The organism is Spiroplasma platyhelix PALS-1 (genome assembly GCF_021496725.1).
GTDB classification, from domain to species: domain Bacteria; phylum Bacillota_I; class Bacilli_A; order Mycoplasmatales; family VBWQ01; genus Spiroplasma_D; species Spiroplasma_D platyhelix.
In genome coordinates, this window is record NZ_CP051215.1 from 143,117 (window position 1) to 164,636 (window position 21,520).

Sequence of the window (21,520 nt, forward strand, 5' to 3'; positions counted from 1 at the left end):
ATGGATGCATTACGAATGATTTTAGAAAATTCTAGTTTGATTTTTGTTGTCTTGATTTTTGGTGCTTTGGCTGGTTTGATTTCTGAACGTTCAGGAGTAACTAACATTGGCATTGAAGGTATGATGACAATAGGTGCTTTAATTTTTGCTGTTTTTGCTAAGGGAGTGGGTGCTAGTTGAGGTAACTGATCGCAAATTATTGCCTTACTATGTGCCGGGTTAGTAGGAGTACTCTTTGCTAGTTTACATGCTTTTGCAGCAGTAACTTTGAAAGCTGATCAAATTATTTCTGGTGTTGCGATCAACATTCTAGCAGCAGCGATTGCTTTATTTGTTGTACAACTACCAGGGAATAATGGATTTATTGCTTTTAATACAATTTATACTCTTCCTAAAATTGGTTCTGGTGAGTTCTTCAACATCTACTTATTAATTGCTGTTGTAACGATAGTAATAATTGGATTGGCCTTAAAGTACACTAAATGAGGTTTACGTCATATCGCAACAGGAGAAAATCCTAATGCTGCTGATGCTGCTGGGATTAATGTCATCAAAAGAAGATATGCAGCAGTGTTGCTTTCAGGATTTCTAGCAGCAATGGCTGGGGCAGTATTTACGATGTACGCTAGTGGAACATTTCGAGCAGTAGTGAATGGGAATGGTTTTCTTGCGATTGCAATCTTAATTTTTGGTCAGTGAAGAGTGCCTTTGATTACTATTGGTGCAGCACTATTTGCCATTGTTGAAACAACAGGAGCAAGAATTAGCTATCAAACAGGAGTTTCAAGTTGAGTGGTGACAAATAAAGAACTATTTAACACACTACCATTTGTTATATCACTATTAGTACTGGTCTTTACTTCAAAATGAAGCAAAGCACCAAAAGCTTTGGGTGTGCCATTTAATAAATCCAAACGTTAGCATTGCATTTGATAAATCACTTATATATCAAGTTATATAAGTGATATTATTTATATGTAGAATAAATGATTAGAAATGGAGCAAACTATATGAATAGTGAAAATTTAATTCCTACTGCTCACATCAATGCTAAGAAAGAAGATATTGCTAAAGTTGTTCTGATGTCTGGTGATCCTTTAAGAGCAAAGTATATTGCAGAAAATTATTTGCAAGAAGTTAGTCAAGTGAATAGTGTTCGTAATATGTTGATGTTTACTGGCAAGTATCAAGATCAAAAAATCACTATTGCTAGTAGTGGTATGGGGATAGCTTCAATGGGCATCTACTCATATGAGTTATTTAAGTTCTATGATGTTGATTGCATCATCAGAATTGGTTCAGCTGGTTCTTATCAAAAAGAAGTTAAGATTTATGATCTTGTTAATGTTGAATCAGTTTATAGTGAATCAACATATGCTAAGTATGCTACTAATTTTGATCAAAATATGATTAAGAGTTCTGAAAATATTTTTAATTTAATTAGCAAAGTAGCAACGGATGATAAAATTGATTTAAAGTCAGGATTAATTCATTGCAGTGATGTCTTCTATCGTGCTAACAAAGATGAATGAAAGACTAATGAAAAAATTAAGTCATGTCTAGCAGTTGAAATGGAATCTTTTGCGCTTTTTAGTAATGCAAAATATCTAAAAAAAGATGCTGCTTGTTTGCTAACAATTTCTGATTCATTTATCACACAAGAAGCAATTGCTGCAGACTTAAGAGAAACAAGTTTTAATAAAATGATGCAGTTAGCATTAGATTCAGCAGTTGCGTATATGAAAGAAAGAAAAACATAATGACAATATTAGCAATAGAAACTAGTTGTGATGAAACTAGTGTCGCAATTATCAAAAACAATCAAATTTTAAGTAATGTGATTTCATCACAAATTAGTTTGCATCAAAAATATGGTGGTGTTGTACCAGAACTAGCAGCAAGAGCACATAGCGAAAATATTAGTTATGTTCTGTCTTCTGCGATTAAAGATGCTAAAATTGATTTAGCAGAAGTTGATTACATTGCTTATACAAGTACTCCAGGGTTGGTTAGTTGTTTGCATGTTGGCAAAGTTGTTGCTGATACGATTGCAACTTATCTAAAGAAACCTTTGATTCCTTGTAACCATTTATTTGGTCATATCTATGCTTCATTGATTGACAACCAATGAGAATTTCCCGTTCTAGGTTTATTAGTTAGTGGTGGACACACACAATTAGTTTATTTAAAAGAACATCTTAAGTTTGAAATCTTAGGTCAAACTTTAGATGATGCTGTTGGAGAGTGTTACGATAAGGTTGGTAGAATGTTAGGTTTAGCTTATCCAGGTGGTCCAGAAATTGATAAATTAGCTAAATCTGGCCAGAGTACCTATCAACTACCACTGCCAAAAAATGATAAGACATTAGACTTTAGTTTTAGTGGTTTGAAGTCTGCTGCAGCTAAGGTGATTCAGCAAGAAAAAGGGCAGTTAAATGTTGCTAACTTTAGTTGTTCTTTACAAAAGACAATTGTTCAGACTTTAATCAATAAGTTAACTTTAGCAATTGAACAGTATCAACCAAAAACAGTAGTGCTGGCAGGAGGAGTTAGTGCTAACAGTGAATTAAGAGCAAACTTTTTAAATTTAAAGCAAAAGTATCCAAATTTAAACTTTATTGTACCAAAGTTAGAATATTGTACAGATAATGCAGCAATGATTGGAATTTTATCAAGTTATCAAATTAAAGCAAAATAGGGGGTTAAGCATGATTCTTGGAATTATTGGTGAAGCAGGGGTTGGTAAGAGTACAGCTTCAAATTTTTTTGAACATCAGGGTGCATATGTTATTTCTGCTGATTTAGTTGTGAAATATATTTATCAGCAACCTGAAACTACAAAAAAAATTATTGCAAAAATGGGTGAACAGTTTTTAAATGATGATGCTACTCTTAATCAGTTATCTTTAAGAAAATATGCTTTTGAAAATTATGAATTTTTAAAAAAATTAGAAGAAATTATTTGGCCAGAAATGATGAAAATTATCATCACTGAAGTAGAAAGTCATAAGACAGAAAAATTGATTGTGATTGATTGTGCAGTTTTGTTTAATGCTAAGTTAGATTATCTTGTTGATAAAGTTTTATTAATTGAATCAGAAGAAAATTTAAAAATTAATCGTATTAAGTCTCGAGATGGTGTTTCAGATAATGAAGCAAAGACTTTATTAAACTTACAAAAAAAGCATTTAATTCTTGATCGTGCGATTGATTTTATTATCAAAAATAATGGATCAACAAAGGATTTTCTTGCTGATTTAAATAATTTAATGGCAAAATTAATTAGTGAATAAGAAAAAAACTTAAAAATTACTTTAATAAATCATGTTTTTATAGTTATAATATTATTTGTCAAATTAATTAATAATGGAGCGGTACTCAAGTTGGTCGAAGAGGCTTGTTTGCTAAACAAGTAGGACGTTGAAAGATGTCGCAAGAGTTCAAATCTCTTCCGCTCCGCCATTTTTAAAACTTAGAATTTCTAAGTTTTTTTTAATTTTTAATTAGAATTATTAGTATAATTTAATTATTGATGGTGAATAAATAGTTTTAAAGCCAATTAAAGGAGTATTAAATGCGTAAAAGAGTGAATCTTTTGTTATCTTTTGTTTTGTATCTATTTTTAATTTGCTTGACAGTATTTTTATTCATCTATTACATTCGTTACTCTTGAGTGCTGTTACTAATTGTTGCGATTGTGACAATCCTAACAGTAATTATTATTTTTCTAACTAATCGTTTAATTGATGTTAAGTTATCCTGAATTATTGTTGTTGTTTGTTTACCAGTTTTAGGAATTTTTCTTTACTGAGTTTTTGGTCGACCTTATCGTTATCGTAAGAAGCAAAAAGTACATTTAAATTTATTTAAATATTTTTACAAGCAAGAAGATTGAAATTTTACTAGAGAAGTCTTGAATAATGAAAATCCGAAATATAGTGCTGAAGATTTAGCAATTTTTAACTATACAACAAGAATTTCTTTTCGTCCAATTTACACCAATACTGATGTTCGTATTTTAGTTAATGGACCAGAAAATTACTATCAAATTATTGCTGATCTTAAAGAGGCTAAAAAATATATCTTTATGAATTACTATATTATCGGTGATGGAGAGCTGCTAGAAACAATTTTAAAAGTTCTAGAAAAAAAAGTTAAGGAAGGCGTAAAAGTTTATATCATTTATGATCATGTTGGATCATATTTTCAGTTATCTCATGAAACAATTAGAAGAATTAAAAAAATGGGAATTAATTTTCAACGTTTCGCACCAATTAAACTACCAATCCTAACAGGAAGTTATAATTTCCGTAATCATCGTAAAGATGTCATCATAGATGGTCATATTGGCTACGCGGGTGGGATTAATTTATCAGATACTTACATTCATTTATCTGGCAGAGGCTTTTGACGTGATACGCAAGTTCGCTTAGTTGGGGATGCAGTTAAGTCATTAGAATTAATTTTTCGTCAAGACTGACATTTTATAACAGGAGTGATTCTTGATGTTTCATTTAATACTTCTAGTGTCAAGATAAAAAATGACATCATTGTTCAGTTAGTTGACGATGGACCGCTAACAAAAGAAGCAGTTCAAAAGGACTTATTTATTAGATACATTAGTATGGCAAAAAAACGAGTTTGAATTACAACTCCTTATTTATTTCCTACTGGAGATTTAATTACTGCATTAAGAAATAGTGCTTATTCTGGAGTGGATGTTCGTTTGTGTCTTCCTGGGATTGTTGAGCACTATCTATTGTTAGATATGGGAAGAACTTATTATGATGCTTTATTAGAAGCAGGAGTTAAGATTTATGAATATGCTCATGTTGTCAACCATTCAAAAATGGGAATTTTTGATGATAAATTTACGATTATTGGGTCAACAAATTTAGACTATCGTAGTCTCTATTCTGATCATCAAACTTTGGTTTCAATTTATGATGAAAAAACGAATGAAGTCCTAGCAAGTAAATTTAGCGAAGATTTTAAATACTCTAATTTAATTAAGAGCAACCCATTATTGCAACGCAATAAATTTTATCATTATGTCTTTTTATTCTTAATGAGAGTTTTAGCGCCATTATTTTAGTATAATTAGTATAGGTGAGATTATGAATTTAAATTTTAAAAAATTAAAAAAATTAATCAAAAAAGAAAAAAAAGCAGAAGATATTGATTTTTTTTATGTGCCTGATGATGGTGATGACAACAAAAATAAAAAAAACCATAAAGCTAAGAAAAGTCGTAATATTTTTCAGCATTTCCGTAGAAGAAACACCTTACAAATTATTAAATATTTAGAATCTAAAAATATTTTTAATTGTTTTTTTTATACCGATGTTCATAATATTCCATTAATTTTAGAGCAAGGAATTAAACCAACTGGACAAATCAAATTAGATCCGAAAGAAGAATACACTGTTTGAACATATCTAGAGCATGCTACTTATTTAGAATTAGAATTAGGAAATTCAACAAGACATTACTTTTGAAAGTGGTGCACAGATCAAAAAGTTGACTTGAATAATTTGGCGATTATTTCTGTTGATGTCAAAAAATTATTTCAAACAACAAAATTAGATTGAGAGTTGAATTTAGAAACTAATCGCATTCAAATTTATGAAAAAATTTCAAATGTTGCGATCGATTGAATTTTGATTAAGAATAAAAAGATGTTCAACTTAACTAAAATTCATGCTGAAAAGCAGAATTTAAAGTTGAAAGTATTTCAAGGCAATGCTGGACAAATTATTATCTAAGAAAGGAGAAAGTCATGACTCTTAATTGAACAATTTTCTTATTTATAGCACTGGCCACTTTATTGTTACTTATGATTTTTTTCTTTGCAAGATTAAATAGTCGTAACAATCAATACTACAACACGATTCATAGTGATTTGATGAATTTAGTGCCATTAAAAATTGATTTAGAAAATGAAATGATTACATTTTTTAGTCGCTTAGAAGTTTTAAATAATAAAAAGCGTACGTCAATTTTTGTTTTTAAATCAATGATTAATCGTAAAGCTAGGGTTGAATTAGAAATTTTGTTTCAAAACTTATTAGTTAACAAAGTTCCTTTTAGTCCAGTTAACTATTTAATTTATTTTCAATTGCATAATAAAATTATTATCTATGATTTGACATTAGATTATTATGATCAGGAGCATAAGGTTTTATATGGTCAAATGCAAAGTAACACAAGATATAATCGTTTTGTGATTTCAGAGCATTTTGATGTTAATCCTGCACAACTAACTGTACCTAAGGCAGATTTTATTGCAACAATTTTAAGTTTTTTTAAAGGTGTCAAATATAACCCTAAAGAAAAAAATCTTTATGAGTACATGATTTTAATTAAAATTAGAAATTATAATAATTTAGAATCAATCTTAACAATTAACAATATTCAAAGTATGGAGTTGTTACTAACTTATTGTGCTAAGAATTTATTAGGTGCTACCAACACTTTAATTTGTAAGTATTATGATGGCGAGTTTTTAATTTATTCAAGACATAAGAAATTTAACTTATCAATATTTCAAAGACGCTTAAATAGTTACATTAAAAATAATTTAGTTGAAAAAAGTAGTTACTTACAAATTCAAACGCAAATTGTTGCTGTTTACTCTTTAATTAAGGGTAAGGAGTCTAATGTTTCAAATTTATACAATAAGATTATCGATGTTAACTTATTGAATACTAGTGATAAGGATTTAAGAGAAATTAGATTACGAACATCAGAAAATCAAGGTAAAATTAATAATCATTATGAGTTAATTCACTCACAAGAAATTAAAAAGCTTTTAGATATTACGATTGCTCCAGTTTATAAAACTGATAACGCTAAAGAACCAGATTGTTATTATGCTCGTTTGGGGTTAATTGATAACGCTTATTATGGAAACTACATTAATTTAATTCGTAATATTCAAGATGCAGGATTGTGATGAAAAGTTTATGAGCCATTGTTCTTACAAGTCTTACAAGATTTTGCGCAATTAAAAGTAAAGAAAAATTTGATTGTCCCTTTTTTATTAATGGAGTTAGAAAACAAAACAGTGCTAACACAAATTATTAACATCATTAAGAAACGTCAAAATTTATTTAAGGATGTTAGTTTAATTTTTGATTTCCAAGACAATTGTGTGACAAAAATTAATAATTGAGTTAAGTATGAAAATATTATTAGTACTCTACGTGAACATAATGTTAAAATTGCTTTTAGTCATGAATTAAGAAATATTAACAACTTTAAATTAATTAGTCATTTTAAACCTGATTTTGTGATCTTAACAGCTAACTTATTACAAAATGTTGCCTTTAGATTTAATCGCTATATCAAACTTATTATTTGTTTGAATTATTTAAGTATTTTAGGTTCAAAGAAGATTATTGCTTTAGGAGTTGATAGTGTTCCAGAGATTATTATGCTAAAATCATTAAATATTAAATACTTATCTGGTGACATTTTTGAATCAGAAAATGTTGATAAAATAATTGATTCTTTAAATTATCCGAATTATTGAAGTTGAAAGAAGAGTCAGAATAAGAAAGGAAACAACTAAATGGCCAAAGGCTTTAATAAAAATATTACTTTAAGAAGTGTTGATTTTGCTAAATGATATACCAATGTTATTACAGAAGCAGATCTTTGTGACTATGGTGATAGTAGTGGTTCACCAAAAGGAACAATTATTTTTCGTCCTTATGGTTACGCACTTTGAGAAAATTTTCAACAAGAATTGAATCAACAATTTAAAAAATTAGGTGTACAAAATGTGATGTTTCCATTGTTAATTAATGAAAAAACTTTTGCTTTAGAAAAAGATCATATCCAAGGTTTTGCACCAGAATGTGCAATAGTTACTCAAGTTGGTGATAAAAAATTACAAGAAAATTTAATTATTCGTCCAACTTCAGAAGTTTTATTTTGTTCACATTTTCAAAAAATAGTTAGCAGTTACAAGCAACTGCCATTACTTTATAATCAATGAGTTAGTGTCGTTCGTTGAGAAAAATCAACTAGACCATTTTTACGTAATACAGAATTTTTATGACAAGAAGGTCATACAGTTCACGCTCAAGAGCAAGAAGCCCTTGACCTTGTGCTGACAATAATTAATTTGTATGCTAGTTTTGTTGAAAAGTTCTTAGCGATTAAAGTGATTTTAGGTAAGAAAACAGTTCATGAACGTTTTGCTGGTGCTTTAGAAACTTACACTATTGAAACAATGATGCAAGATGGACAAGCATTACAAGCAGGTACTAGTCACTATTTTGGTCAAAAGTTTGCTGAAATTTTCAACATTAAATTTAGTAACCAACAAAACAAACAAGAATTTGCTTATCAAACTTCTTGAGGAACTTCAACTCGCTTAATTGGAGCATTAGTGATGGCACATAGTGATGATTTAGGGTTGGTGCTACCTGCTTTGATTGCCCCAACTAAAATGGTGATTTTAAATTTAATGCCAAAAGATCAGCAAGTTAGTCAAGCAGTTGATAAGTTAGCAAAAACTTTAGCACAAAAGTATTCAATTAGTGTTGATGCAAGTGATAAAAGTGCTAGTTACAAAAAATCTGAAGCAACAATCAAAGGTATACCCTTAATAATTGAAGTTGGTCAACAAGAGCTAACAAAGCAAGAAATTAAAGTAACAGCAAGACATAATCTACAAGCAACTTTTATCAGTATCAAAGATGAACAGCAACTTTTAGCTAGTCTTGATCAGATTTTAGCAAGTTCTAATCACGAGTTACTGCAAACTTCAACAAATAATTTTAATAGTAACTTAAAAGAAGTTACTGATTTTAAAGAGTATCAAACTTTGATTAAAAATCATAAAGGTTACATCATTGCTCCTTTTTGTGGTGATTTTCAATGTGAAGCAGAAATCAAAAATCTTACTAGTACTACTTCACGTTGTATACCGCTAACACCATATAAACCTAATGCTAAATGTTTTAAGTGTCAAAAAGATAATTGTCCTTGAACTTATTTTGCCCGTTCTTATTAGCACTAACAATTAGTGCTAAATTTTTTAAATTTTAAGTATTTAAAAAAAAGGAATTTTTCATCATCTTATTTAATTAATTTATGAGGTGAGATTTTCATGAAAGATTCTTTATCACTTGATGAAAAATTTATTAGCAATATCTTTCAAAAATACAGCAAAGCAAAAATCATTTTGCAAAATGAAGGAATTAAAGATGCTGATGCTTTGCAAGAAAAAGCAATTTCTTATGGCCAAGATTCAACTGAGCTTAGTCAATTAATTGACTATCAACGTTATTTACAACTTATTGAAACAATCTTAGCTTTGATGCCCAAAGCAGAGTATACTTGTTTGATTAAGGAGTTCTTAGCAGAAGATGCTAAAGCTTGATGGAAAAAACATTATTCGCAAGATACTTATCAAAAATTAAAGCACAAAGCAATTACACGCTTTTTATATTTATTTTTAATTTAAAATCTTATCAGATCAGCATTTTAGTTAGACTAGCTTTTATGTTATAATATATCAGTAATCGTATGATAAAAGCAAAGCAAAAATGCTTTTAATTTAATGGAGAAAAATATGGATGTTTTAAAGACAATTCAAAAAATTATTAAAGACAATTATCCGCAAATTAAGCAAAATATTACTTTAGATACTGTTTTAGGAGATATTGATTATTTAGATTCTTTAGAACTAGCAACAATTGCAGTTGAATTAGAAGATAAATATGAAATTAGATTTCCTGATGAAGATTTAGAAAATATTAAAACTAAAACTGTTAGAGAAATTGTGAAAGAAATCGAAGCTTTGATTGCAAAAAAGAAATAGGAATTTTACTATGGAAAAAAATCAAGTTAAGTATGATGATATTCTGCAAAAATTACAAGATAAAGATTATCGTTTAACTGATATTCGCAAGGCGATAATTAAAATTTTTACAACTGAAAAAGATATCAGTATTAACGATATTATTAGTAAATTAAAAAAGAACAATGATGTTGTCAACATCATGAGTGTTTACAATACCATTGACTTATTAATGAAAGAGCATATTATTCATGCTAATGTTTTTGAAGACAAGCAAGTTTATTATGAGTTATCAGATAATGCAATTCATGTAATTTGTAATATTTGTCATAAAATTATTCACTTTGATGATGATGAGATAGCAAAGATTGGATTTTTAGATTTAGATAAGCTAACAACATTTTTAGAAACAAAGAAAAAATTTCTTTTTTCCCATTTTACCTTAGAAGTTCATGGAATTTGTGCTAATTGTCAAAAGCAAATGAAAAAAGTTTAAATTTGATTGTAATATTAATTATATTTCAGTAAAATTTAACAGTAATATTTTTAATATTCTCTTTTCATTAGGGGGTGTAGTTTAGTGGTAGAACTTCGGCCTTCAGATCCGAGTGTGTGGGTTCGATTCCTGCCACCCCCGCCATTTAAAAAATCACATTGCTGTGATTTTTTTTATTGTTTGAATTGTAAGTTTATAAGTTAATCTTTTCATTGATATTAAAGCTAATAAAAGCAAAAGTATCTAATCCTGTATGAGCAGCTATGACATTTGATAGCTTTGAATATTCAACATTGCTAAACTCATAATTTTCGATGTAAGATTTTGTTTCATTAAGTAAAGTTGGATTAGCAAACGCATCGACAACATATAAAGTAGTGTTGTTTTTATTTAATTTATGAAACTTTAGAATTTCGTTAAGAGCTTTGTTGACTGCTTTTTTTCAAGTTCTAGTAGTATCAAATTTATCGATTGTGCCATCAAAAGTAAGAATTGGTTTGATTTTTAGTAATTTAGATAGACCTGCTGCAGATTTAGTTATTCTGCCTCCTCGTGCTAGATAGGACATATCATTCGGAAGAATAAAAGCAATATAATTATCACGAATATTTCTTAAAGCACTTAAAATTGCATTGACATTATTTTCTTTAACTTCCGCCATTTTATATGCTTTTTTGACTAATAAATAATTAATGATTGAAACACCATTTGAATCAAAAACATAAACTTTATTTTTGAAGTTTGGTTCTTTAGCTAAGACTGAAGCAGTGCTATATTGTCCTGATAGTCCTTTTGATAGAGGAATGAAAATTAGTTTTTCAAATTTTTTTAACATTTCTTCTCAAATTTCAATAGTTCTTCCTAAAGGTGTTTGAGATGTTTTAGCAAGTTGTTTTTTAGTTGTTATTCGTTCAATGAATTCTTCTTGTTTAAATGTTCTAGGATCATCATCAAAGGTTTCATCGTCATTGAAACTTATTAGTAATGGACAAAAGCCAATATCGGGCATTTCTTCAAAGTCTTTTACTGTTAAGCCTGATGAGGAATCAGTAACAATCCCAATTTTCTTTTTCATATTTTACCCTTCCTAAATTTTTATTTTTGAATAAAGGTTAGTAATAATTATAGCATATTCATTAGTAGCAATTTTTGTTTCTTGCAAGAAAATATTTATTTGTTTTCAAAAATTAGTGATAAAATTATTTAAGAGTTAGAAACTGGAAGTGAAATAATGAATCAAAATCTTATTTTTGCCTTTGAAATTATTCTATTTATTGTTGCTACTGTGTTAGTTATTTTAGGATTACTACAAGGTAAAAAAAATCATAATGGTTTAGGCGCTTTGAGCGGTGGAAATCAAGAGTTATTTGCAAGCACTAAAGAAAGAGGATGAACACGTTTATTTTCAATTATTACTTTAGGATTAGGAATATCTTTATTTATTATTGCAATTATTATTAGAATTTTGATGAACACATTACTTTAGCAATGTGCTGCAGATAAAAAAACTAGTTGTGATGAATGCAAGCACTGATGTGCTTGTTTTAACGCTTAATTTATATTTTGTATATTAAGTAGTTATTTTTATTATAATTATAGAATAGTTAGAGATATTTATAAAAGAGATTTGGAGTTAAAAATAATATGAAACAACAAATTCTTGATGTTTTAAAAAATGCTGTTAAACCAGTATCAATCGTTGAATTAACAAGTAAATTAAAAATTATTAATCACGCTCAGCAAGAAGAACTATTGTCTGATGTTGAAGAATTGAAAACTAGTGATATTATTTTAGAAAATGATCAGAAAGAGTTTTATCTTGAAAAGGGATACAACAAATTTTTAATTGGTGTCATCCAAGTTACTATGAAAGGCACAGGTTTTGTGAAGCCTTTGAATAGTAATGATAAAGAATATCGTGTTAGTCCAAATAACACTAATCATGCTTTGAATAATGATGAAGTTTTATTTAGTGCAATTTCTAATGATGAAGCAATTGTTAACATTGTTTTAAAACGTAATACAACAAGTTTAGTTGGAACAGTTGTTGTTGATCAAGTAACAAAGCAAAAAACTTTAAGTGTTCAAAATAGTAAGTTGCAAAGATATCGTGTTCAGATTCTTAATGAAGATCAAGCAATTGAAAATAATATTGTTGTTGCAAAGATAAATAATTTTCAAGAAAATAATTTTACTGTGACAATTGAAAAAATTTTAGGAAACTTAAATGATCCTGGAGTGGATATTTTATCTGTCATTTATGAAGTAGGAATTAAGCCACAATTTGATCCTGAAACTTTGATGGCTGCCAATGCAATTAGTCAAACTGTTTCAGAAGCAGAAAAAAAGAATCGGATTGATTTAAGAAATGAAGTTTTAGTTACAATCGATGGCAAGGATGCTAAGGATTTTGATGATGCGATTTGTGTTTATAAATTAAAAAATGGTAACTATCGTTTGATTGTAGCTATTGCAGATGTTAGCCATTATGTGCAAGCAAAAAGTCCTTTGGATGATGAAGCATTTATGCGTGGAACTTCAGTTTACTTAGCTGATCGTGTTATTCCAATGTTGCCAACACAATTATCAAATGGAATTTGTTCGTTAAATGAACAAGTTGAACGTTTATGTTTTGTTTGTGATATGGAAATTAATTCGAAAGGCTACACAGTAAGTAGCAAGATTTATGAAGGATTAATGAAATCAGTAAGAAGAATGAATTATGATGAAGTGAACGAAGCCTATCATGATAAGAAGCCTGAATTTGTTAGCACTCATCCACAAGTATGAAGTATGTTGAAAGATGCAAAAGAGTTATATGAAATTTTAGCGCAATACAAAATTAATAATGGTGTGATTGATTTTGATATTGATGAAGCAAAAGTGGTTGTTAGTGAACAAGGTGAAGTTACTGATATTAAATTAAGAACACGAGATATTTCAGAAAAATTAATTGAAAGTTTTATGATTCGTGCTAATGAAACAGTTGCTAGAACAATTAGTAAAAGAAATTTACCTTTTATTTATCGAGTTCATGAGTCACCAAGAAAAAAGAAATTGTCACAAATGACAACTATTCTAAAATTGATGGGTTTGCAAGGTAACTATCATTGAGATAAGTTACATTCAAAAGACTTACAAATTTTATTAAACTCATTGAAAGATCTACCAAATTTTCAGGTTCTTTCAACTTTACTATTAAGAAGTATGGAAAAAGCACGATATAGCAACGCTAATATCGGCCATTTTGGATTAGCAAGTACTTGTTACACTCACTTTACTTCTCCAATTCGTCGTTATCCTGATTTAATAGTTCATCGTTTATTAAGACAATATTTAGTTGATAGGGACATCAATCCAAAAGTTATTGCAAGAAATCAAAACTTTACTGCCTTAGCGTCTGAACAATCAAGTAATATGGAAGTAAAGGCAATGGAATGTGAACGAATTGTTGAGCAAATGAAAAAAGCTGAATATATGACTAAATTTGTGAACCAAAAGTTTACAGGAATTATCTCTGGCATCACTGGGTTTGGAGTTTTTGTTGAGTTACCAAACACAATTGAAGGATTAATTAAATTATCTGATATGCAAGATGACTTTTATATTTTTAATGAAAAAGCAATGATTCTATTTGGTGAAAGAAAGCGTAAACAATATCGTTTAGGTCAAACAGTAGACATTCTTGTGAAGAATGCTAATAAAGCAAGTCGAACAATTGACTTTGTTTTTGCTGACATGAAGCAAGAAAGTAACAAAGATTTAAGAATAAAAGAGCATGGCAAAAAAATGAAATTCTATTATAGTAAGAGAAGTAGAAAATAAAACATAGCAAGGATTTATGATGAATCTAACAAAAGAAACAAATTTTAGAATGATAGAACAAGATTTACTTGAAATTCCTTGTTACTTTTATGGTTATTTTAAGTCACCAGGGCTAGCAACTTATCCAGAACTACTTTGAGTGAATGATGATTATAATTTAATCAAGACTAAAGACTTAGACGATGAAAATTGTTTGCGTATTGCTAATAATTTATTTTTATTGGGTCAAAAGTTTGATTTATTTCAACAGTTTGATTATTTTATCATGATGCCTTTAAAATCAACTTCTATTAGTAGTTTAGAAAAAATAATTTTAAAGTTAATTGGTATTATTGAAAGTAATTTAGCAATTAAAATAAAATTAATTAATGATTTATTTTTGGTTGAGAACTATCGTAAGTTTTGAGAAAATCGTTTGAATTTAAATGAAAGAAAAAATGAAATTTCAAATAAAATCATTCTTAAGCCAAACTATCAACATTTTTTTGATAGCAAAAATATCATCATCATTGATGATGTTGTTTCAACAGGAACTTCAATTGCTAAGATAGCAGCAACTTTAAAAGACTCTAATACTAACCTCAATGTTACATCAATAGCTTATGGATCAGTCTATCAATGAGAAAAAATTTATACTTAAATGTTTTTTAAATCGTAATATAGCATAATATATATTATGATATTAGTATATTATGATTACTGGAGTTTTTATGAAGATTATTGCCAAGAACCGAAAAGCATACTTTAATTATGAAATTTTAGAGCGATATGAAGCAGGGATTGTACTGACTGGTTCAGAAATTAAATCAATTAGAAGTGGTAATGTTAGCATTCAAGATAGTTATATTAGCTTTGAGAAAAATGAAGCTTATATCATTAATATGAATATTAACAATTATCAATTTAGTACTTCTTATCAAGTTGATGCTTTAAGAAAACGAAAATTACTATTAAATCGTCGAGAAATTTTAAAGTTGCAGCAAGAAAAAAAAACAAAAGGATTAATTATTATTCCTTTGAGTTTGTATCTAACTTTAAAAGGTAAGGCTAAATTAGAAATAGCACTAGCAAGACCAAAAAAACTTCATGATAAACGAGAAGCAATTAAAAGTCGTGATTTAAAGCGTCAGATTAAAGAAAATTATTAAGTAAAGCAAATAAAAAAGAGATTATTTAAATCTCTTTTTTAGTCTTTTTTAGGTTCGTTTGTTTTGATTGCTTGATTGTAGAAGATTAGGATATCTTGATAGACATCTGTTTTGATTGGTTCGTTTAGAATTTCATGGCGAGCATGAGGATAGAGTTTGAAGCTGACATTAGTGTAGTGTTTTTTAAATAGTTTGTAAACTTTTTTGACACCTTTGCCAAAGTTGCCAACTGGATCATCTTCGCCAGAAATAAAGAAGATAGGCAGGTCTTTTGGTCCTTTTTTGATGTTTTTTTTGCTGTTGATGAACATCAAACCAGTGAACATATCTTTAAAAGCGCTAGTTGAGAAGACTTGTCCACTTAACGGATCTTCTTTGAATGCTTTTTGTACTTTTTTATCAGTACTAATTCATTCAACGCCTGTTGCGCCTTCTTTATTAAAGCGTTTGTTGAATCTGGCATATGAAAGATTGTAAACCATTTGGTCTTTTTCTTTTGAACCAAGTTTTTTTTGATGGTGTTTGGCAATCATTTGTGATATTTTTAACACCATTTTAGTATGATACATTGTGCCACAAATCACCGCTGCGCTAATATTTGTTCCATATTTAATGATGTATTCTCGTTCCATAAATGAGCCCATTGAATGGCCAAACATGACTATTGGTAGATTTGGATACATTTTTTTAATTAAAAGTGTTACTTCATATAAATCATCAACTATTGTTTCTCAACCATTTTCTTCAGCAAAAAACCCTAAGTCTTCTTTATTTTGAGCAGTCTTGCCATGCCCACGATGATCATCGCTAATAACAATATAATCATTTTTTACTAAATATTTAGCAAAGTCATCATATCTTTTTGAATGCTCGGCACTACCATGAACTAATTGTAGAATACCTTTAACATTTTCTAACTTATCTGGTTTTCATTCGTACATATGTAATTTAGTACCATCGCGTAAAGTTTGATCTCATTCTTTTAGAGCCATTTATATTTTTCCTTTTATTAATTTATCTTGAATTACTTGTATGATATTAATTATAATCTAAATTTTATTTATTAATTAGTTTGTTATAATCAGTTATTTGAAGTTCTAGCATATATCATTCTCTTCCTAAATTAATATGTTTTTTACAAGGTGTGTAAAAGCCTGGTTTCATCGCTTGATAGTTAACTAAAAATTCTTTTTGTTGCTTAACAAATTTAACATTTTCTTCTAATCAATTATCAACAGAGGTAGGTAATTGAGGAACAATTGAGAAATCTCATTCTTCATCATAAAGAGTAGCAAAATCTTTTTCATAATTATTTTGTTCTGCTCTTCTTTTAAGCATTTTTGTAATATCACGCTTGTGTATTTCTCGACATTTTACACATTCAATAAATGTATCTCTAATTTCATAAATTCTTTTTAGTGCATCATTTTTTAAGTTAATTACTGTTAAATATTGTTCGTTTTTTGAATCTTCTTTTGCTCTTGCTGTAGAATAATAGTGATTTTCAATGCGATCAGCATTGAAGTTTTGACTATTTTCATAGTTTTGACTATTATTAGAATTTTCTAATTGTGATTTTTTAATTGTACTTTTTTGTTTTGTTTGATTATTTTTATTGTCTCCTAAATCAACATTGTCGTTTTTTCCAATTTTTGAATCATTTACCCCTAATTTATTGTCGGTATTTTTACTAAACATTTTTCTTCACCCCTTTTTTTATATTTGTAAACAAATATTGTTTAATTTTAATTATAAATTATTTTTTTGACAACAAAATAAATCAAATAGAATTTTTGGTAAAATAAATAAATAGTAGTAAAATTAATATTATTAAAGTTTTTTACAGAGGGGTTAGAAATGAAAAACAAACAATGATTTTTATTAATTGGGTTAAAATTTGCTTCAGTAGTTTTACATACTATTACTTTAGGAATTCCAAAATTATTATCCAAGATTGATAGCAAAGTTAAGAATTTGGCATTAGAATTAACTAATCAAGAAGAATTAGTTGCAGAAGAAATTGAAAAATTTGAGTAAGTAGTTTTTTTACTGAAAGATTGATAAAAATAGCTAAAAATAGTATAATATTAAGTGGGGATGTTTAGGTTTCGACAGGAGTTAATGGCAAGTGATTGCAGTGGTCTGGTAGACCATAAGACTACGAGGTAGAAATAACCGGAAACAAAAACAAATCTGTAGTACCTGCAGACATTAAAGAAAAGTTAAGTTCATTTAGCTTTGGTTTAAACAAATCAGCTAACTTAGCTACTTTAACTGCTTAAAATCAATTTAAATTGAGAACTACCGTTAATTAAATAACTGTTTATTGTTATTAATTAACGTATTACAAATAAACTAGAAAAAGCGATGTTAATAAGCTTTTTTGAAACTCTAATTAACTAGTTAATATTAAATTTGTGGAATTAATTAATATTAGCGAAAAAAGTAATTCTACTAAACTGTAGATATTATTTGTTGGTTACCTTTTGGACACGGGTTCAATTCCCGTCATCTCCACCATTTTTATTAGCACTATATTTGTGCTTTTTTTATTTGTTGTCTTGTCTTTTTAAAATATAGTTGATATGATAAAAAAGTGTTAAATAAGGGTTAATAAAAATATTTGGAGCTGTAGCCAAGTTGGTAAGGCACGAGTCTGCAAAACTCTCATTCGTCGGTTCAAGTCCGTCCAGCTCCTCCATTTATTAATGTTAGTAAATGTTACTATTTATTAAAATTTAACTTGTAAAATTTTTTTTTAGAAAGTATAATTGTTAAGGTCTGTTATTAAGGATTAATAAATTTGTGCGCCTATAGCTTAATGGATAGAGCATCTGACTACGGATCAGAAGGTGTGGGTTCAACTCCTGCTAGGCGCGCCAGCCTTCGGGAAGTGGCTTAGCTTGGCAAAGCGCTCGGTTTGGGACCGAGAGATCGCAGGTTCAAATCCTGTCTTCCCGACCATTTATCAATTTTAATGGGTTCGTAGCTCAGCTGGGAGAGCGCCTGCCTTGCACGCAGGAGGTCGTCGGTTCGATCCCGATCGGATCCACCATTAAATTTAAAAACTATCTTTGGCGGGGTAGTTCAGTTGGTTTAGAACATTCGGTTCATACCCGAAAGGTCATGGGTTCAAGTCCCGTCTCCGCTACCATATTGTTTGGACCCTTAGCTTAGCTTGGTTTAAAGTCCCCGGCTCATAACCGGGTGATCATTGGTTCAAATCCAATAGGGTCCACCATCAAATTTATATGGGAACTTACCCAAGTCCGGTTGAAGGGACCAGTCTTGAAAACTGGGAGGCGTTGTGAGACGCGCGGGGGTTCAAATCCCTCAGTTCCCGCCATTAAAATTTAATATATTTCGGAGTGGGGAAATGGTATCCCGTCGGGCTCATAACCCGAAGATTGTTAGTTCGAATCTGGCCTCCGAAACCATTGGTCTCGTAGTGGAATGGCTAACACGCCCGCCTGTCACGCGGGAGATCGCGGGTTCGAACCCCGTCGGGACCGCCATTAAATTGTTAATTAAAGTAAAAAGCTAACTAATTTTAAAAATTAGTTAGCTTTTTTGTTAGAAAAAATAGTTTATTTGGTCAAATCAGGTTCAAATATAATATAATTTTAGTAACAAGGATAGTTGATGGGAGTTTTTTATGTTTTTTAAAAAAATCAGACATAGTAGTAACAATGATGCAATAATGTTGTTGAAGTATGCTTTGTTAGGCCTGCTGTTGCTTCTAACACCAATAACATTATTTTTAACTGGGTTTGCTTGATATGGTAGTCTTCAGTTTTATAAAATTGGGAATCTTGAACTGCTTGAATTAGATCTTTATCTAAAAAATGGTCTGATTTTTGGTAGCGTTGGCTTGATTAGTTTTTTATTTTATTTCTTAATTTTTTTAGTGATTGATGCTTCTTTGAAACGTGTTGAATATAAGTGAAAGAAAGTTATTTTGTTGTTAGCAATTGCTGTGGCAACACTTTTCTTTTTATTGTTTGAAATTTTTTCAGCAATTTTTATTGAATATTTATATAGTTGACAGATGTCACTAGTTCTCACTTTTTGACCTTTAATTTATATCTTGATTCTTGTTCTTTTATTAGTAAATTATTTTGAGTTTTACAATGATTGAAAAATGCAAAGTGTCAATAAGAAAGCAGATGGTTCAAGATCAGAGATTGATGTTTTTCAAGACCGTACTGAGATTATTTCTTAAGATTTGCTAAATAATTTCTTTTTGTGATGGCAAATAATTTACAATCATGGATATCTGTACCTTTGATGAAATTATCATGTAATATACCTTCAAATTCCATATTGCAACTAAGCATTACTTTTTCTGAAGCAATGTTGTCTACAACACAAATTCCCTCAATTCTAATCGTATCTAAATTATTGAAAGCATAGTCAATTAGCATTGATAGAGCTTCTTTAGTGTAGCCTTTTGTTCAATAGTTTTGATTCAAAGCATAGCCAATTGTTAGACATTTAGTGATTGAATTGTAAGTAATAAAACCACAAGTACCAATAATTTTAGGATTATCTTTTAGCTGAATTCCTCACATTAGTTCATCTGATTTATTTATTTGACTAACAAAATTAATGCTATCTTCAATTGTTTGATGAGGCTCTCAAAAAACATATTTTGCTACTGCTTCGTTGTTGGCGTATTCAAAAATACTTTCAGCATCATTTAAAGTAAGAGCACGAAGAATAAGTCTTGAACTTGTTAGCGTTGGGATTTCTTTATCAGTCATAATTTTCACCTTTTAAAATAGAATATAATCTCTTAAATTATATCTTGTTATTTTATTATTTTATGATATTATTTTAAAGTTAGCGGTCGGGTAGCTCAGTTGGTAGAGCATATGATTGAAGCTCATAGTGTCGGCGGTTCGATTCCGCCCTTGACCACCATTAATAAAAATTATTTTAGGCAATAAATGCCTTTTTTTATTTTATAAATATGTTATAAATAATATAGTTTATTTATATAGTTGAAGAGGTAGTGAATGACTAGTGAGTTGATTTTAAAAAATGCTCGAATTGTTAGCACTAACAAAATTATTGATTTTGGTTGATTAGTAATTCAAGGCAAAAAAATCACAAAGATTCAATCCGGTGATTTTCATGATGTAAATTATGGAAATAATAAAAATATCACAATTATTGATTGTTTAAATAAAACAATTATCCCAGGATTTATTGATATCCATGTGCATGGGGGCTATGGATACAGTTTTATTGATGAAAAAAATGAATTAAAAGATTCGCTTAATAATTTTGCTCAAGTAGTAGTTCAAGAAGGAGTAACAAAGTTTTGTTGTGCTACTGTTACTTCAAAAAAACCAGTTCTTGATCAATTCTTTACACAATTAGGTTCTTACATGCAAGAAAAGCAACCAGAAAAACAAGCGCAAGTTTTAGGGGCTTATTTAGAAGGACCTTTTATTAGTCTAGAATATAAAGGAGCACATGATCCTAATTTATTAGTAGCACCTAATATTGAATGAATTAAGCAATGAAAGCAATTAAGTAACAACAGCTTAAAATTTGTTGCGTTTGCCTTAGAATGTGATCAAGAATTTAATTCTGAAACTAATAACTTCACAACACTTTTAATCAAGAATGATATCATACCTAGTTTAGCTCATAGTGCAGCAACTTTTAAGCAAGTCAAACAAGCGCAAAAATATGGATTAAATCATGTAACGCATCTTTATAATGGTATGAGTGGATTCAATCATCGTTTTCCTGGCTGTGTTCCAACAATCCTAGATACTAAAGATATGCAAGCAGAATTAATCTGTGATGGAGTTCATGTTGACCTTGATATTATAAAATTAACTTATAAAATTAAAGGTGCAGAAAATATCATCATGGTTAGCGATGCTATTAGTGCTAAGGGATGTAGTGATGGTGAGTATCATTTAGGTTCATTAGCAATTGTTAAAAAAGGTAGCGTTGCAACTTTAAAAGATAATCATCTAGCAATATCTGGTAGTGTTGCAACAATGATTGAAGGATTTAAGAATTTATTAAAGATAACTAATAATAATTGACAGGATTGTATCAAAATGGCATCTTATAATAGTGCAAAGCAATTAAAGCTTGATGACATAATAGGTGATATTCAAGAAAATAAATTAGCAGACTTATTAGTTTTAAATCAAGATAATGATGTTGACTTAACAATTTGTGAAGGTCAAATTGCTTTTAAAAAATAATTGA

General features: G+C 29.1%; 22 protein-coding genes, 12 tRNA genes and 1 other RNA gene. 31 read left to right on the plus strand and 4 right to left on the minus strand.

Going from position 1 to position 21,520, the window contains the following annotated elements:
- The 13 genes from SPLAT_RS00700 to SPLAT_RS00760 all read left to right on the plus strand — a co-directional run bounded on the left by SPLAT_RS00700 (position 1) and on the right by SPLAT_RS00760 (position 10,454).
- Positions 1–921, plus strand: a complete 921-nt coding sequence (locus tag SPLAT_RS00700; RefSeq protein WP_168105165.1) for an ABC transporter permease — start codon at positions 1–3, stop codon at positions 919–921.
- Positions 922–1,010: 89 nt separating this feature from the next.
- On the plus strand, positions 1,011–1,760 hold the full coding sequence (gene deoD, locus SPLAT_RS00705) for a purine-nucleoside phosphorylase (protein WP_168105166.1): 750 nt from the start codon (positions 1,011–1,013) through the stop codon (positions 1,758–1,760).
- A complete protein-coding gene (tsaD, locus tag SPLAT_RS00710; protein WP_168105167.1) occupies positions 1,760–2,698 on the plus strand; it encodes a tRNA (adenosine(37)-N6)-threonylcarbamoyltransferase complex transferase subunit TsaD in 939 nt (312 codons plus the stop codon). The genes deoD and tsaD overlap by 1 nt, the downstream gene beginning before the upstream one ends.
- Before the next feature lie 10 nt (positions 2,699–2,708).
- On the plus strand, positions 2,709–3,293 hold the full coding sequence (gene coaE / locus SPLAT_RS00715) for a dephospho-CoA kinase (RefSeq protein ID WP_168105168.1): 585 nt from the start codon (positions 2,709–2,711) through the stop codon (positions 3,291–3,293).
- 75 nt (positions 3,294–3,368) lie between these two features.
- A tRNA-Ser gene (locus SPLAT_RS00720) sits at positions 3,369–3,462 on the plus strand.
- A 112-nt stretch (positions 3,463–3,574) separates the two neighbouring features.
- Positions 3,575–5,095 carry a cardiolipin synthase gene (gene cls / locus SPLAT_RS00725; RefSeq protein WP_168105169.1) on the plus strand — a complete coding sequence of 507 codons (1,521 nt, stop codon included), beginning with the start codon at positions 3,575–3,577 and terminating at the stop codon, positions 5,093–5,095.
- Between the two features lie 22 nt (positions 5,096–5,117).
- Positions 5,118–5,765 carry an acetyltransferase gene (locus SPLAT_RS00730; RefSeq protein WP_168105170.1) on the plus strand — a complete coding sequence of 216 codons (648 nt, stop codon included), beginning with the start codon at positions 5,118–5,120 and terminating at the stop codon, positions 5,763–5,765.
- A 14-nt stretch (positions 5,766–5,779) separates the two neighbouring features.
- Positions 5,780–7,573: an EAL domain-containing protein gene (locus SPLAT_RS00735; protein WP_168105171.1), complete on the plus strand. Its 1,794-nt coding sequence runs from the start codon at positions 5,780–5,782 to the stop codon at positions 7,571–7,573.
- Complete coding sequence (gene proS, locus SPLAT_RS00740; RefSeq protein ID WP_168105172.1) at positions 7,574–9,025, plus strand: proline--tRNA ligase; 1,452 nt, start codon at positions 7,574–7,576, stop codon at positions 9,023–9,025.
- A gap of 96 nt (positions 9,026–9,121) precedes the next feature.
- Positions 9,122–9,478 (plus strand): MG284/MPN403 family protein, encoded by a 357-nt coding sequence (locus SPLAT_RS00745; RefSeq protein ID WP_168105173.1) that lies wholly within the window; start codon positions 9,122–9,124, stop codon positions 9,476–9,478.
- A gap of 108 nt (positions 9,479–9,586) precedes the next feature.
- Positions 9,587–9,835, plus strand: coding sequence for an acyl carrier protein (locus SPLAT_RS00750; RefSeq protein ID WP_168105174.1), 249 nt, complete (start codon positions 9,587–9,589; stop codon positions 9,833–9,835).
- Between the two features lie 10 nt (positions 9,836–9,845).
- Complete coding sequence (locus SPLAT_RS00755) at positions 9,846–10,310, plus strand: Fur family transcriptional regulator (protein ID WP_168105175.1); 465 nt, start codon at positions 9,846–9,848, stop codon at positions 10,308–10,310.
- A gap of 70 nt (positions 10,311–10,380) precedes the next feature.
- A tRNA-Trp gene (locus SPLAT_RS00760) sits at positions 10,381–10,454 on the plus strand.
- A gap of 49 nt (positions 10,455–10,503) precedes the next feature.
- Here the strand turns inward: SPLAT_RS00760 and SPLAT_RS00765 are convergent.
- Positions 10,504–11,385, minus strand: coding sequence for a DegV family protein (locus tag SPLAT_RS00765; RefSeq protein WP_168105176.1), 882 nt, complete (start codon positions 11,383–11,385; stop codon positions 10,504–10,506).
- A gap of 156 nt (positions 11,386–11,541) precedes the next feature.
- Here SPLAT_RS00765 and secG point away from each other — a divergent pair, with 156 nt between their 5' ends.
- From secG to smpB, 4 genes are all read left to right on the plus strand, one after another.
- On the plus strand, positions 11,542–11,796 hold the full coding sequence (gene secG, locus SPLAT_RS00770) for a preprotein translocase subunit SecG (protein WP_168105177.1): 255 nt from the start codon (positions 11,542–11,544) through the stop codon (positions 11,794–11,796).
- A 158-nt stretch (positions 11,797–11,954) separates the two neighbouring features.
- Positions 11,955–14,135 (plus strand): ribonuclease R, encoded by a 2,181-nt coding sequence (rnr, locus tag SPLAT_RS00775; protein WP_168105178.1) that lies wholly within the window; start codon positions 11,955–11,957, stop codon positions 14,133–14,135.
- Positions 14,136–14,154: 19 nt separating this feature from the next.
- Entirely contained in the window at positions 14,155–14,775 is a 621-nt protein-coding gene (locus SPLAT_RS00780) for a hypothetical protein (RefSeq protein ID WP_168105179.1), read from the plus strand.
- 70 nt (positions 14,776–14,845) lie between these two features.
- Positions 14,846–15,283: an SsrA-binding protein gene (gene smpB / locus SPLAT_RS00785; protein ID WP_168105180.1), complete on the plus strand. Its 438-nt coding sequence runs from the start codon at positions 14,846–14,848 to the stop codon at positions 15,281–15,283.
- 38 nt (positions 15,284–15,321) lie between these two features.
- Here smpB and SPLAT_RS00790 read toward each other — a convergent pair whose 3' ends face one another.
- Together SPLAT_RS00790 and SPLAT_RS00795 are read right to left on the minus strand one after the other, a co-directional pair.
- Positions 15,322–16,275: an alpha/beta fold hydrolase gene (locus tag SPLAT_RS00790; RefSeq protein ID WP_168105181.1), complete on the minus strand. Its 954-nt coding sequence runs from the start codon at positions 16,273–16,275 to the stop codon at positions 15,322–15,324.
- A gap of 64 nt (positions 16,276–16,339) precedes the next feature.
- Entirely contained in the window at positions 16,340–16,981 is a 642-nt protein-coding gene (locus SPLAT_RS00795; RefSeq protein ID WP_168105182.1) for a hypothetical protein, read from the minus strand.
- 159 nt (positions 16,982–17,140) lie between these two features.
- On the opposite strand from SPLAT_RS00795, the gene SPLAT_RS00800 reads away from it, so the two are divergent.
- The 12 genes from SPLAT_RS00800 to SPLAT_RS00855 all read left to right on the plus strand — a co-directional run bounded on the left by SPLAT_RS00800 (position 17,141) and on the right by SPLAT_RS00855 (position 19,505).
- The gene (locus SPLAT_RS00800) at positions 17,141–17,320 is read left to right on the plus strand and encodes a hypothetical protein (protein ID WP_168105183.1); all 180 of its coding nucleotides are present in this window, start codon (positions 17,141–17,143) and stop codon (positions 17,318–17,320) included.
- Positions 17,321–17,376: 56 nt separating this feature from the next.
- Positions 17,377–17,803: a transfer-messenger RNA gene (gene ssrA / locus SPLAT_RS00805) on the plus strand.
- A gap of 105 nt (positions 17,804–17,908) precedes the next feature.
- Positions 17,909–17,984, plus strand: a tRNA-Cys gene (locus SPLAT_RS00810).
- Between the two features lie 106 nt (positions 17,985–18,090).
- Positions 18,091–18,165: transfer RNA gene (locus tag SPLAT_RS00815), tRNA-Arg, on the plus strand.
- A gap of 5 nt (positions 18,166–18,170) precedes the next feature.
- A tRNA-Pro gene (locus SPLAT_RS00820) sits at positions 18,171–18,247 on the plus strand.
- A 15-nt stretch (positions 18,248–18,262) separates the two neighbouring features.
- A tRNA-Ala gene (locus SPLAT_RS00825) sits at positions 18,263–18,338 on the plus strand.
- 21 nt (positions 18,339–18,359) lie between these two features.
- A tRNA-Met gene (locus tag SPLAT_RS00830) sits at positions 18,360–18,437 on the plus strand.
- Positions 18,438–18,445: 8 nt separating this feature from the next.
- Positions 18,446–18,524, plus strand: a tRNA-Ile gene (locus tag SPLAT_RS00835).
- Between the two features lie 12 nt (positions 18,525–18,536).
- A tRNA-Ser gene (locus SPLAT_RS00840) sits at positions 18,537–18,629 on the plus strand.
- 16 nt (positions 18,630–18,645) lie between these two features.
- Positions 18,646–18,720: transfer RNA gene (locus SPLAT_RS00845), tRNA-Met, on the plus strand.
- 2 nt (positions 18,721–18,722) lie between these two features.
- Positions 18,723–18,798, plus strand: a tRNA-Asp gene (locus tag SPLAT_RS00850).
- A 140-nt stretch (positions 18,799–18,938) separates the two neighbouring features.
- Complete coding sequence (locus tag SPLAT_RS00855) at positions 18,939–19,505, plus strand: hypothetical protein (protein ID WP_168105184.1); 567 nt, start codon at positions 18,939–18,941, stop codon at positions 19,503–19,505.
- Here SPLAT_RS00855 and SPLAT_RS00860 read toward each other — a convergent pair.
- Positions 19,495–20,046: a GNAT family N-acetyltransferase gene (locus SPLAT_RS00860; protein ID WP_168105185.1), complete on the minus strand. Its 552-nt coding sequence runs from the start codon at positions 20,044–20,046 to the stop codon at positions 19,495–19,497. The genes SPLAT_RS00855 and SPLAT_RS00860 overlap by 11 nt on opposite strands.
- An 84-nt stretch (positions 20,047–20,130) precedes the next feature.
- Here SPLAT_RS00860 and SPLAT_RS00865 point away from each other — a divergent pair.
- Positions 20,131–20,206, plus strand: a tRNA-Phe gene (locus SPLAT_RS00865).
- A 95-nt stretch (positions 20,207–20,301) separates the two neighbouring features.
- The gene (gene nagA / locus SPLAT_RS00870) at positions 20,302–21,516 is read left to right on the plus strand and encodes an N-acetylglucosamine-6-phosphate deacetylase (RefSeq protein WP_168105186.1); all 1,215 of its coding nucleotides are present in this window, start codon (positions 20,302–20,304) and stop codon (positions 21,514–21,516) included.
- Positions 21,517–21,520: the final 4 nt, after the last annotated feature.